At 49.5% G+C, this 12,808-nt stretch carries 14 protein-coding genes; 12 read left to right on the top strand and 2 right to left on the bottom strand.

Annotated elements, in window-relative coordinates; translation table 11 throughout:
- Window positions 1-84 precede the first annotated feature (84 nt).
- From DIJ65_RS10430 to DIJ65_RS10420, 3 genes are all read left to right on the top strand, one after another.
- The gene (locus DIJ65_RS10430; protein WP_117301952.1) at window positions 85-2,451 is read left to right on the top strand and encodes a penicillin acylase family protein; all 2,367 of its coding nucleotides are present in this window, start codon (window positions 85-87) and stop codon (window positions 2,449-2,451) included.
- 123 nt (window positions 2,452-2,574) lie between these two features.
- Complete coding sequence (locus DIJ65_RS10425; protein WP_230321382.1) at window positions 2,575-2,919, top strand: fluoride efflux transporter FluC; 345 nt, start codon at window positions 2,575-2,577, stop codon at window positions 2,917-2,919.
- Complete coding sequence (locus DIJ65_RS10420; protein WP_230321378.1) at window positions 2,916-3,251, top strand: fluoride efflux transporter FluC; 336 nt, start codon at window positions 2,916-2,918, stop codon at window positions 3,249-3,251. Before DIJ65_RS10425 ends, DIJ65_RS10420 begins: the two co-directional genes overlap by 4 nt.
- A 48-nt stretch (window positions 3,252-3,299) precedes the next feature.
- Here DIJ65_RS10420 and DIJ65_RS10415 read toward each other — a convergent pair whose 3' ends face one another.
- Entirely contained in the window at window positions 3,300-3,719 is a 420-nt protein-coding gene (locus tag DIJ65_RS10415) for a universal stress protein (protein WP_117301948.1), read from the bottom strand.
- Between the two features lie 176 nt (window positions 3,720-3,895).
- On the opposite strand from DIJ65_RS10415, the gene DIJ65_RS10410 reads away from it, so the two are divergent.
- Genes DIJ65_RS10410 through DIJ65_RS10400 form a run of 3 tightly spaced genes read left to right on the top strand, consistent with a single transcriptional unit; the run spans window position 3,896 to window position 7,458 of the window.
- Window positions 3,896-4,252, top strand: a complete 357-nt coding sequence (locus DIJ65_RS10410; RefSeq protein WP_117301946.1) for an ArsR/SmtB family transcription factor — start codon at window positions 3,896-3,898, stop codon at window positions 4,250-4,252.
- Window positions 4,224-6,314: a heavy metal translocating P-type ATPase gene (locus DIJ65_RS10405; RefSeq protein WP_117301944.1), complete on the top strand. Its 2,091-nt coding sequence runs from the start codon at window positions 4,224-4,226 to the stop codon at window positions 6,312-6,314. The genes DIJ65_RS10410 and DIJ65_RS10405 overlap by 29 nt, the downstream gene beginning before the upstream one ends.
- A 25-nt stretch (window positions 6,315-6,339) precedes the next feature.
- A complete protein-coding gene (locus DIJ65_RS10400; protein ID WP_117301942.1) occupies window positions 6,340-7,458 on the top strand; it encodes a GNAT family N-acetyltransferase in 1,119 nt (372 codons plus the stop codon).
- Window positions 7,459-7,548: 90 nt separating this feature from the next.
- Here DIJ65_RS10400 and DIJ65_RS10395 read toward each other — a convergent pair whose 3' ends face one another.
- The gene (locus tag DIJ65_RS10395) at window positions 7,549-7,704 is read right to left on the bottom strand and encodes a lmo0937 family membrane protein (protein ID WP_117301940.1); all 156 of its coding nucleotides are present in this window, start codon (window positions 7,702-7,704) and stop codon (window positions 7,549-7,551) included.
- Window positions 7,705-7,868: 164 nt separating this feature from the next.
- Between DIJ65_RS10395 and mntR the strand changes: the two genes are divergently transcribed.
- From mntR to DIJ65_RS10365, 6 genes are all read left to right on the top strand, one after another.
- Entirely contained in the window at window positions 7,869-8,291 is a 423-nt protein-coding gene (gene mntR, locus DIJ65_RS10390) for a transcriptional regulator MntR (protein ID WP_117301938.1), read from the top strand.
- Window positions 8,292-8,311: 20 nt separating this feature from the next.
- Window positions 8,312-9,175 carry a CvfB family protein gene (locus DIJ65_RS10385; protein WP_117301936.1) on the top strand — a complete coding sequence of 288 codons (864 nt, stop codon included), beginning with the start codon at window positions 8,312-8,314 and terminating at the stop codon, window positions 9,173-9,175.
- A gap of 53 nt (window positions 9,176-9,228) precedes the next feature.
- Complete coding sequence (locus DIJ65_RS10380) at window positions 9,229-10,113, top strand: DUF1002 domain-containing protein (RefSeq protein ID WP_117301934.1); 885 nt, start codon at window positions 9,229-9,231, stop codon at window positions 10,111-10,113.
- Between the two features lie 172 nt (window positions 10,114-10,285).
- Window positions 10,286-11,257 carry a ring-cleaving dioxygenase gene (locus DIJ65_RS10375; RefSeq protein WP_117301932.1) on the top strand — a complete coding sequence of 324 codons (972 nt, stop codon included), beginning with the start codon at window positions 10,286-10,288 and terminating at the stop codon, window positions 11,255-11,257.
- 16 nt (window positions 11,258-11,273) lie between these two features.
- On the top strand, window positions 11,274-11,555 hold the full coding sequence (locus tag DIJ65_RS10370; protein WP_117301930.1) for a GNAT family N-acetyltransferase: 282 nt from the start codon (window positions 11,274-11,276) through the stop codon (window positions 11,553-11,555).
- 494 nt (window positions 11,556-12,049) lie between these two features.
- Entirely contained in the window at window positions 12,050-12,688 is a 639-nt protein-coding gene (locus tag DIJ65_RS10365) for a DUF4064 domain-containing protein (protein WP_185959540.1), read from the top strand.
- Window positions 12,689-12,808 lie beyond the last annotated feature (120 nt).

Here is a 12,808-nt window from a genome sequence, read left to right as displayed (position 1 = left end):
CGAGAAGAGTCTCGAAAGATATAGAAGGAATTCCCAGGATTGGAGTCGAATAAAATAAGATGTTGAAAAGGGGGAGAAAGTAAAATGGATAAGAAGCCGAAAAGAAGAAACTGGCTCAAGTGGGTGTTGGGAACTCTGGGGGTCCTGCTGGCCATTGGCATTATTGGACTTATTTATGTGAACGCTTACATAGGAAAATCGAAACCGGTCATCAGCGGAGAATTGGATATGGCCATACTGGATAAAGACGTAACGGTTATACGGGATGACATCGGGGTGCCTCATATCGAAGCGCAGTCCGATGCCGATCTTTACCGTGCCCAGGGGTATGTGGTCGCACAGGACCGTCTGTTCCAGATGGACTTGTCACGTCGACAGGCAAGCGGCCGGCTTGCTGAAGCAGTCGGGGAAGCCGCCGTTGATACGGATAAATTCTTCCGCACGTTCAGCCTGCGCGATGCGGCTGAAAAATCATGGGAAGGTTACGATGCAGAGTCGAAGCAGGTGCTGGAGTGGTTCGCCGAAGGGGTGAATGCTTTTATCGGGGAAGCAAAGGAAAATGACACGCTGAGTTACGAGTTCAGCCTGCTCGGCTACGAGCCGGAGGAATGGACGCCGGTCGATTCACTGGCCATCGGCAAATTCATGGCCTATGACCTGGGCGGCAATTGGTCATCACTTGCCGTTCGCCACTGGGCGCTCGGTGAATTTCCGGAAGACAAAGCAAGGGAATTGTTCATCGAATACCCGGAAGGTGCCCCCGCAATTATTGAAGCCAATATCAGCAACCAGGTAAAAGTCGCGGGTGCATTTGATGCTTCACTTGTGCCGAACGAATTCAACGGCAGCAATAACTGGGTCGTGTCCGGTGACAAAACGGAAAGCGGCATGCCGCTGCTTGCGGATGATCCGCACCTGGGATTGAGCACGCCTTCGATCTGGTACCAGATGCACCTGAGCTCTCCGGAGCAGAACGTGAGTGGTGTTATTTTCGCGGGAGTGCCGGGCATTATTCTCGGCCACAACGAAAAGGTGGCCTGGGGCGTGACGAATGTCGGTCCGGACGTGCAGGATCTCTATATTGAAACGCCGAATCCGGATGACCCGACCCAATTCCGCTACGAAGGCGAATGGGAGCAGGCGGAAGTCCGGAAAGAGCCAATCCGGGTGAAAGACGGTGAAACTATTGATTTTGAAGTGATTGTGACGCGCCATGGCCCGATCATTTCCGATCTGCTTTACGAAGAAGAAGAACCGGGTGCGCTGTTTTCGATGCAGTGGACTGCACTCGAGCCGACTCTTGAACTGCAGGCGGTTCTCGCATTCAATAAAGCCGCCGATTGGGAAGAGTTTGAAACTGCACTGGAAGATTTTCAGGCTCCCGCCCAAAACTTTGTGTTTGCTGCCACCGATGGCACCATCGCCTATAAAGCAAATGGCCGCATCCCCATCCGCAAAACAGGGGATGGCCAATTGCCGGTTCCGGGAGATTCAGCGGAGTACGGATGGGAAGGCTATGTGCCGTTTGACGAACTGCCGACGGTCGTGAATCCGGAAAGCGGGTTTATTGCCACAGCAAACAATGAAATTGTCGATGATTCCTATGAGCACCATATCACTGATTTTTGGGCGCAGCCTTATCGCTATGAGCGCATTGCGGAAGTGCTGGAAGCCTCCGACAACTTGATGCCGGAAGATATGATGCAACTGCAGATGGATCAGAAAAACCTGTATGCCGAAGAATTTTTGGAAGATATGATCCGTGCAGTGAGCACAGAAAGTGATGAGTACGAAGAGGTGCTCACGATGCTTGCCGATTGGGATGGAGTCGACCATGCCGACCAGCCGGCCCCGCTCGTGTTCCATAAATGGATGAAACAGCTGCCGCACACCTTGCTTGCGGACAGCTTCCCGGAGGATGTTTATGAATTGATGCCCGGAAAAAATCACCTTACCGATGCGATGCTGCGTGATTCTTTTGCCGGCAACGATGGCGCCTGGGTCAGTGAATACGGCGGTGCCGGAAAATGGCTGACAGATGCGCTTGCAACGAGTCTTTCGGAAGTGGAAGAAGAATATGGAGACGACCATGGGGACTGGCAATGGGGCGAGCATCATCAGCTGACGTTCCCGCATCCGCTTGCCGGAGCATCCGCCATATTCGAAAGCATCCTGAATCCGGATCCGCAGCCGCTCGGTGGTTCGAATATCACGGTGCAGGCAGCGGCGTTTGATGATGAAGGCAATGTCGACCACGGGGCGGCCTGGCGCTTTGTCGCTGATCTTTCCGATTTGTCGAGTGCCCATCACATCGTCGGACCGGGACTCAGCGGCCACATGAAGTCGGATTTCTTCCATAACCAGGTCGATAAATGGGCCGAGGGCAATTATCACGAAACACCAATCGACGGTTCGGCGGAAGGGTCGACCTTAACACTCAAAGCCGAGTAAGTTATAATTGTTAGATAAGTGAAGTTAGACATTCCGCTTCGGCGCTGTTTTGCGGAATATCGCCTACTGAATTTATTTTAAACTTATTTTTAAAAAAGATATGGGGTTTTTCATGTGAAAAGAATGTTAGCGGTAGGCTTCGGCGGGATGGCCGGCTCGTTGCTTCGTGCCTGGATATACGCAGCGGTGCCGGGAACTTACAGCCTTTGGGCTGTCAACATCATCGGCAGTTTCCTGATCGGCTTCGCTGTGATGAAGCTCAGCGAAAAATCAGCGGAAATGCGTCTGTTTATTTCGACGGGGGTGTTGGGTTCCTTCACGACCTTTTCAGCCTTCTCAAATGATTGGTTCCGGGAGCTGGAATCTTCGGTCGTTGCCGGCGCTGTTTATGGGCTGTCGATGACAGCCGCGGCAGTGATTGCGGCGGCTGCCGGATTATGGCTTGGCCGGAAAGGGGTGAAGGAATGAGTCTGATTGAGATTGCGTTAGGCGGATTCCTTGGCGCCATGGCCCGCTATTTGTTTTACCTGTTTGTGGAGGTCCGTTGGCGGCAGCCGAAAATCGCCACTTTGCTGGTCAATATTCTCGGCTCGTTCGTCCTGGGCGCTTTTGTCGGCAGCGGCAATTTGTCCGTGTTCTGGCTGACCGGGTTTCTTGGTGCATTCACCACGTTCTCGACGATGGCGCTGGATGCGGTGAAAGATTTCGAGGACGGCAATTGGCTGGCCGGCATTTCTTATCTGGCGGCCAACCTGGTCGTTGGACTTGGCCTGTTCGTACTGGCTTATACGATTTTCTGAATGATAAAAAGGCTGGAAAAGGAGACAACATCCCTTTTCCAGCCTTTTTCATTTCACAATAATAACGGGGGCCAGCACGCGTTTCGCCACTTTATGGCTGACACTGCCGAGCACCATTTCCTGAAAACCGTTGAGTCCCCGGCTGCCGATGAAGACGATGTCGTAGCTGTTTTCATTGGCGTGCCGGATGATGGTCGGGCCGGGAGTGCCGTGCAGCGTTTTGACTTCAAAAGGAATGCCGGCAGCGCTGAAAATTTCTTCGAGCGGCAGCAGCAGTTTCCGGCGGTGGGAGTGCATCTGCTCACTTTGCTTGTCGTGGAGCACTTCTGTCCGGGCTTTTTCATAATCCACAACATACAGCAAGGTCACGACGGAGTCGCGAAACATCTTGGCCATCTTTAAAGCTTCAGCCGCAGCTCTTTTCGAGTGTTCAGATCCATCAGCGGCCAACAATATCTTCTGATACATCCCAATTCCTCCTTTGCCTTTAAAACCTTAGAATGATTATTCGACAGGGGACCCGAAAATTCCTTTTTTCAATCAGTTCTCAAACAATCAAACGGTCGTTTGACTATGAAATAGGAAACAGTTACACTGAAGAAAACATTCAAACCATGGTTTGAGTAATCGGAAGAGGTGCCTGTATGAAAGTGATTTGTGAAGTGTCGCAAGATCATCCCGAAAAAGTTAAGAATGTCCAAAACCAGATGACGGATTTGTCAGATGTGGCAACTCTGTTCAAAGCATTGGCCGATGAAACGCGTTTGAAAATTGCTTATGCTTTAACAATAGAAGACGAAATGTGTGTCTGTGATATTGCCGCAGTTATTGAGGGGTCCACTGCCACTGCTTCCCATCACCTCCGTTATCTGCGCGAACGCAAATTGGCAAAGTCGGAGCGCAAAGGAAAGCAGATATTTTATTCGCTGTCGGACAAACACGTCCACCAGCTTGTGACCCTTGCGCACGAGCATGCGAAAGAAGGTGAGGAAATTGGTTAAAACCTACCGGCTTGAAAACCTCTCCTGCACAAGTTGTGCGGCGAAGTTCGAAAAGAATATACGCAGCCTGCCTGATATCGAGTGGGTCGATTTGAATTTCGGCGCTTCCAAGCTGACGGTGGACGGCAATGTATCCATCGAGGCCCTGGAAAAGGCGGGAGCATTCGACCATATCCGGATTTATCCGGAAAAATCGCAAGTCGTGCATACTCCTTTTTATAAACGGCGCCAGACAATTGAAACCGCCATATCCTTTCTGTTGCTGATTGCCGGAGTCATCCTTTCCTTCCAGACGACTGAAGGCAATCCATGGGCAATCGGGCTGTTCGGCAGTTCAATGCTCGTCGGGGGCTATCACATGTTCCGCACCGGACTGATGAACCTCAGCCGTCTTGAATTTGACATGAAAACATTGATGACGATTGCGGTCATCGGTGCCGCAATCATCGGTGAATGGCGTGAAGGCGCAGTGGTCGTGTTTCTATTCGCAATCTCTGAAGCCTTGGAATCCTTTTCCATGAACAAGGCGCGCCAGTCAATCCGCGGTTTGATGGATCTGGCGCCGGCGCGCGCATTGATCCAGCGAAATGGTGAGCTGCTCGAGATGGATACGGAAGAAGTCCGGGTCGGCGACGTGCTGATCGTTAAACCGGGACAGAAAATTGCCATGGACGGCGTCGTTCTGAGCGGAGAGTCTGCAGTCAACCAGGCAGCCATTACGGGAGAGTCGATTCCGGAAGTCAAAACCCCTGGCGCTGAAGTATTTGCTGGAACACTGAACGAGGAAGGCGCACTCCAAGTGACCGTCACCAAGCGGGTGGAAGATACGACAATCGCAAAAATCATCCATCTGGTTGAGGAAGCGCAGGCTGAAAAAGCACCCACACAGAAATTTGTTGACCAATTTGCGAAATATTACACACCGGCCATCATTGCCATCGCTTTTCTCGTGGCGTTGGTTCCGGGCTACGTAACAGGCGATTGGCAGCTTTGGATTTACCAGGGATTAGCTGTTCTGGTTGTTGGCTGTCCCTGTGCACTGGTCGTGTCGACGCCGGTGGCAATTGTCACGGCAATCGGCAATGCGGCAAGGCAGGGGGTCCTCATCAAAGGCGGCATCCATTTGGAAGAGACCGGGCGCATCAAAGCAATCGCTTTTGATAAAACCGGTACGCTGACAAAAGGTTATCCGGAAATGACGGACGCCTTACCGGAGTCAGGCTATACAAGAGAGAAACTGGTACAGCTGGCGGCGTCAGCCGAAGCGATGTCCCAGCATCCATTGGCCCGCGCAATCGGGAAAGAAGCGCCGCATATTCTGCCTTCCGAAGGTTTTAATTCAATTACCGGAAAAGGGGCTTATGCGGAAATCCAGGGGGAGCGAATCCATGTCGGCAGCCTGCTTTGGGCGGAAGAGTCCGGGATGAACATTCCGCAACGCGCCCGCATATTGCAGCAAAGCGGCAAATCGGTGATGGCGGTCTTCACAAAAGAAGCCCTCATTGGTGTCATTGCCGTCGCTGATGCCATCCGCACGGAAAGCCCAGCCATCATCCGGCAACTGAAAGAAATGGGCATCGGCAGCACGATTATGCTTACCGGCGACCACCCTGCGACTGCCCATGCCATCGCAGGAGAAATTGGCGTCACCGATGTCCGCGCAGGCTTGATGCCGCAGGATAAACTGTCTGCGGTACGCGAACTCCAACACCAATATGGACGCGTCGCAATGGTCGGCGACGGCATCAATGACGCGCCGGCACTTGCTGCTTCCACGGTCGGCATCGCCATGGGCGGAGCCGGCACCGATGCGGCCCTTGAAACGGCAGATATCGCACTGATGGCCGACGATCTTGAAAAACTTCCCTATACCATTCGACTAAGCCGCAAAACATTGCGTATAATAAAGGAAAATATAATGTTTGCTTTGGGGCTGAAAATAATTGCGTTGCTGCTCATTATTCCGGGCTGGCTCACTTTATGGATTGCGATTTTCGCAGACATGGGGGCGACGCTGCTCGTGATTCTGAATGCTCTGCGCCTGGTGAAAGTTCAAAAGTAAGCAATGCATGCTTGGAGGATTTGTTTTGAAATTAACTGAGTGGACAATGGAAGAGCAGGAACAGCTGATCCATTTTATGACGACAAATTCCTGGCCATATCACGGACAGGAACATCCCGTCCGTGCCTTGATCCAGAAAACGATAGAAGAAGGGGGTTACCAGTCTGATCAGGTAACCACCTTTTGGGTTGAAAATGACAACGGCGAGCAGGTCGGACTGGTGAAGATATTCGACCTGCAGGATGACATTCCCCTGTTCGATTTGCGGATTGCCGATCCATATCGTGGAAAGGGTTACGGACCCAAGGCATTGAAGATGACAGCGGATTTCGTCTTCTCGCTTTCCGAAAAGAAAATTCGGCTGGAAGGCCACACCCGACACGATAATTTTGCGATGCGCAAAGCATTTGAACGCACCGGGTTTGTGAAAGAAGCCCACATTCGCCAGGCCTGGTTTTCGGCAAAAGAAAATCGTTATTTTGATGCGGTCACTTACGGGATGACTCGCGAAGACTGGCAGCAGGGCGTCACAACACCGGTGTTATGGGAAGACACCATAGCGGAACCGAAAGAGCCTCCGTTCAATCCGGTGCTGCTCGATTTTCCGGAAGAATTCGAATCGGAGCGACTGGTGATCCGCGCCCCCCGCCGCGAAGACGCGGTCCACAGCTATGAAGCCATCAAGCATTCGATCGAATCGCTGCGGCCATGGATGCCGTTTGCACAGAAAAAGCCGGAGCTGCAGCAGATTGAAGCGAATCTCATAGAAGCAGCAGCCGATTTCCAGTTGCGCAAAGACCTCCGCCTTCATTTCTTTCTGAAGGATACCGGAGAATTTATCGGATCATCGGGCCTTCACCGCATCGATTGGGAAGTCCGGAAGTTTGAAATCGGCTATTGGGTCGACAATCGTTTCGAAGGGAAAGGCTATGTCACCGAAGCGGTCGATCGCATTACGCGCTTTGCGTTTGAGGAACTCGGCGCCAACCGCGTCGAGATCAAATGTGATCCTGACAATGTCAGAAGCCGTGCCGTTGCTGAAAGGCTGGACTTCGAGCTTGAGGGGATCCTGCGCAATGACACCATCTCCCGCACAGACAATAAATTGCGGGATACGTGCGTTTATTCGAAAATCAGCGAATAATACAGCGGCACCAGGCTTTGGAAGGTGTAACTGCAAGGAAAAATAGGCGAAAAAAAGAGACGGTGAGGAGTGCCCTCGCCGTCTCTTCTTCTATACGCCTTTCCTGCCGGAAATCAAGTTTACGATTAAAATAATTGCTGCAATGATTAATAATATGTGAATTAATCCGCCGGCAACATCAAGTAAAAATCCGATAATCCAAACTGCTAAAATAACTACAAGAATAATCCATAAAATACGAGCCATGTGTTCTCACCGACCTTTCTGCTTAGATAGTAATATGTACCCCTGAAAAATACCGCGCAAACCTTTTGCCGAAAAAATCTGGCGGCTGCATAAGGTAGAGCTCAGTTGTTAGCCGGGAGAGGGTATAGTAAACTGATGATAGTCACGTTAGGGAGGAACGAAATTTGCCGACTCCAAGTATGGAAGACCATATTGAAATCATATACTCATTAATAGAACAGAAAGGCTACGCCCGGGTTTCGGATATTGCGGAAGCGTTATCGGTTCTGCCTTCATCGGTGACGAAGATGGTGCAGAAACTCGATAAGGACGGCTACCTGATTTATGAACGTTACCGAGGCCTGGTATTGACGCCGCAAGGACAGAAGTTGGGCAAAAGGCTTGTCAAAAGACACGATTTGCTGGAGCAATTCCTGCGCCTGATCGGTGTCGATGAAGAACGCATCTACAATGATGTCGAAGGAATCGAACATCATTTGAGCTGGAATTCGATCAACCGCATTGCGGACCTTGTCCAGGTTCTTGAAGAAAATCCGGAATTTACGGAAAAGCTGGAAAAGCTTAAAAATGAAGAAGAGAAAAGCTAGACGAAACAGGAGGTTTCATTATGCCATTGCATCCAGGTGAAAAAGCATTATTAAAAGTAAAAGACCGGTCAGGTTCCCAGTGGATCCTGACGGACGGTTCCGGCGATGAAGTTCTGATGAATGAATCGGAAATCGAAGAAGGGCAGGAAATCGGGGAAGAAATTGAAGTTTTCCTTTACCGCAACCGCCAGGGCGGCGTTTCGGCGACTCCGATGATTCCACATATTCTGCCAAGCACCTACGGCTGGGCCAAAGTGCTGAAGATCTCGAAACGCGAAGGAGCGGTTCTGGATATCGGCACGACCCGCGAAGTCTATTTACTGCCGGCGGATCTGCCGCAATTTGAAGAACTTTGGCCAAAGCAGGGCGACCATATTTTCATGACTTTGCGGACAGACCGCTACGGCGATTTATACGGACGTATGGCAACAGAGGAAAAGGTCAGTGAACTGTTTGTTCCTGCCCCGACCTCTGTCTACAACCAGGATCTGAAGGCACGCGCCTATCGCCTGCTGCCGATTGGAACATTCATGATTTCCGTACCCGAAATGTACAGAATCTTCGTCCACGAGACAGAGCGTGAAGAAGAACCGCGTCTTGGGGAAGAAAAAACAGTCCGCATCATCGGAGTCAAAGATGACGGGTCCTTGAACGGTTCACTTCTGCCGCGCAAACAGGAACGCTTATCGGATGATGCAGAAACAATCATGCGTTATTTGACTGAATCAGGCGGCCAAATGCCGTTCAGCGATAAATCCTCTCCTGAAGAAATTCAGGAAATGTTTGGGATGAGCAAAGCCGCCTTCAAACGGGCACTGGGAAGATTATACAAAGACCGCCGTATTGTACAGGAAGAAGGCTGGACCAAACTTCAGCAGCATTGATGCAACCTTTCTGAAGCGGATTCGTATTATTTCTATAGAAAGGGGCTATAAAAATGAAAAAATTGATCACAATTATAGCGATGATTCTGGTTGTCTCCACGCTGACACCTTCATGGGCAGCAGCGAATGTAGGAATCAATGAAAAATATGGTGTGCCGATCGTAGTTTACGGAGGAAACCTCTCTGAAGATGAAAAGGCCAGTGTCGCAGACAGCCTGAGTGTTGAAGAAGAAGCTGAAGTGGAAGAAATCGAAGTGACCGGTGACGATCTTGTCACTTACATCAAAGACGGTGATGCACGTGCGCGGATGTTCTCTTCTGCGAAAATCACACGGACAGATGAAGGTGAAGGCCTCGTAATCCAGATTGTGACACCGGATAACATCACGCAAGTAACGACGGAAATGTACGCTAATGCTATGCTGACTGCAGGAATTGAAAATGCGACAGTTGAAGTGGCTGCACCGAAACCGGTAACAGGCCATTCAGCACTGGTAGGCATTTACAAAGCTTACGAAGTGAACGGCGGACAGCTGGACCCGGAACGCACTGACGTTGCAAACGATGAATTGGAAGTGGCAACAGAACTTGCAGAAGATGTGGATGAAGCAAAAGTCAGTGAATTGCTGACTGAGATCAAAAAGCAGATTGCTGAACAAAACCCTGCATCACGCGAAGACGTGGAACAGATTGTCGAAGACCAATTATCGAAACTGCAAATCGAGTTGAGTCCCGAAGATCGCCAACTGTTGGTCGATTTAATGGATCGCATCCGCCAATTGGACATCGACTTTTCACAATGGTCGACCCAGCTGGAGGATTTAAGCAAAACGATTGAAGATAAACTCACCGACATCGTCAACGATGAAGGCTTCTGGGCAAATGTCAGGGAGTTTTTCAGAAACCTGGCGAACAGCATCCGTTCGATATTCAATTAATCCAATAAGAAAAGCGGGCAGCCTTGGCTGTCCGCTTTTCTTATTGGATTAAAAAATTTCCGTTTAGATACCGATTCCTTAGCTTAAGCCATTTCCTTGCTGTGGCTACTGTGGGATGTTATTATTTACTTAATATCTCGAATTAAAGATAATCAAGGGAGGCATTTTGATTATGAAATTGGAAGGCATTCACCACGTGTCCGCGATAAGCGCCAATGCGGATAAAAACCATGATTTCTTTACACGAATCCTTGGCATGCGGCTTGTGAAGAAAAGCGTCAACCAGGATTCGACGTCATCCTATCATTTATTCTATGCAGATGCTGTCGGGACACCGGGAACTGACATGACATATTTCGATATTCCAATGGCAGGCCGGACGTATCCGGGCGTTTCAAGCATCAGCAATACATCATTTCGGGTAAGGAGCGAGGAAGCTTTGCAGTATTGGCTCGAACGTTTTGATGAGTTTCAGGTGCCGCACGGTGAAATCCGTACGCGATTCGATCGCCGGACGTTGGCTTTCGAGGACTTTGAGGGCTCCCGCCTGATGCTGACTGTTGATGATGGAACCGGCATTGAATATGGTATTCCTTGGACCAAAGCCGGGATTCCGGAAGAAAATGCGATTGTCGGTTTAGGCAATGTGCAACTGACGGTCCGTAAAAAAGACCGGACTGCCGCGGTCTTAACTGAGATTATGGGCTTTGAATTTATTGGCAGCTATCCCTCCGAGATCGAAGGAATGGAAGATATTTTTGTCTATTCGACAGGAAAAGGTGGTCCGGCCGGCGAAGTACATGTAGAGGAACGTCCGGATCTTCCGCCGGAACGCCCGGGACGCGGAAGTGTGCACCACGTCGCATTCCGCGTCAAGACTTTCGAAGACTACAGCAGGTGGAATCATTACCTTCGTGAAAATGGATTCATGACTTCCGGAGAAGTGGACCGGTATTATTTTAAAGCCATCTATTTCCGCGATCCGAACGGCATTCTTTTTGAATTATCCACGGATGAACCGGGTTTCGCGACAGATGAACCACTTGAAAGCTTAGGGGAGAAATTGGCCTTGCCGCCATTTTTGGAACCGAAACGAGCTGAAATAGAAGCATCACTGCGCCCGTTGAATATCAATAAGCAATAATTGAGGAGGTTGAAAGATGGACTTTAAACTTATAGAGCTTGGACAGGAAGAATTTGCTTTCCGCAATGAAGAGAACGGCACGGTCATCGGGGAAATCACCTGGACCCAATTGGCCGATGTGATGCTCGTGGAACATACCTATGTTAAGGAAGAGATGCGCCGTCAGGGCCTGGCCAGAAAACTGGTGGATCGGGCGGCGCAATATGCCCGCGAAAATGATTATAAAATAGAGCCCGTTTGTGCGTATGTCGCATCCGTTTTTGATGACTCGAACGAATATGAAGATGTAAAGGTCTGATTTAGAAAAGCGACAGTGCCCGTTAAGCTCTGAAAGGCATAAGACAGGCCAGCAGAGTGGCGTTCTTTGCCACGTAGCTGGATTGGTTTATGACCCGAAGAGCTGGGCCACTGGAGTCTGGACACAGAAACACAAAAAAGCAATCCGCCATCATTATGGTTTGGATTGCTTTTTCTAATGTTCTGTTATGTAGTTTTTCATAACTACCTCCAATTTCTTATAGGAATGTCATAAGGAAAACGATACCAGTTAAAATTGAAGCTCCACTTACACCGAACACGAAATCTGATTGACTGAACTCTAAGTTTTTTTCCATTTTTTAGAACCCCTCTCAAAAGTTTGTAATTTTGTTTGTTAGTAAATAAATACCCGGGTCCCAGCGTAATAAACATGTTTTATGATTTTTTTTTTAGGGAAACTACTTTTATGAGACTATTTTTTTCTGCAGACCATATTAAATGATATGGGTGCAGAATAAGAAGGAGGCAGGAAATATGAATGACGGCATCATCAGCAGAACAGGGGAAAGGGTCCTGGGCATCATCGGTATTGTATTTAATGTTATTGGAATCATTTTATTGGCGTGGTTGATTACTAGTATCGACAATTTGGAAGGAACCTCGGAGTTTGAACAGTTCCAGCAGGAAATGATGAATGATCCAGCTTTTGAGGGAAGTCCTGAAGAAGCCCAGATGGTTATGGAATTTGTAATGGACAGTGTCGGTATATTTGGCTGGGCAATTGTCGCTTTGTTGGTGCTCAGCACTATTTTTGCGATTGTCGCTCTGATTAACTTGAAGAAAACCCGCAGTGCGCAACTTGCAGGAATCTTCTTTATTCTGGCCGGCTTAATGGCAGGTGTGTTATCACTGACATCGATTCTCTTCTATATTGCAGCAATCATGTGTTTCGTGCGCAAGCCGCCTATGCGTGAAGAAGACCGGTATCGAAAAGACGATTCAGGTTATCGCCAGGACGATGTCCATAGAACGGATGACACAGTCTACCGCGATGACAAAGTCCGCAGAACAGATGATTCAGTTTATCGTGAAGATGAAGTTCATGGCTCGGATGATACAATCCGCCGTGAAGACAGACGACGCGATGAAGATTCACCGTATCGTCCGTTATAAACAAGAAAAGCGACGGTACCCGTTCAGCTCCGAAAGGCATAAGATGAACTTCCGAAGCGGCGTTCTTTGCCGCATAGGAAGGGCAGCTTAAGTCCGAGGAGTTGGCCGTTGAAGTCTGGA

The sequence above is a fragment of the Planococcus salinarum genome (genome assembly GCF_007004625.1).
Classification (GTDB): domain Bacteria; phylum Bacillota; class Bacilli; order Bacillales_A; family Planococcaceae; genus Planococcus; species Planococcus salinarum.
Note: the sequence above shows the minus strand (reverse complement) of the source record. Positions and strands in the feature narration are given on the sequence as shown.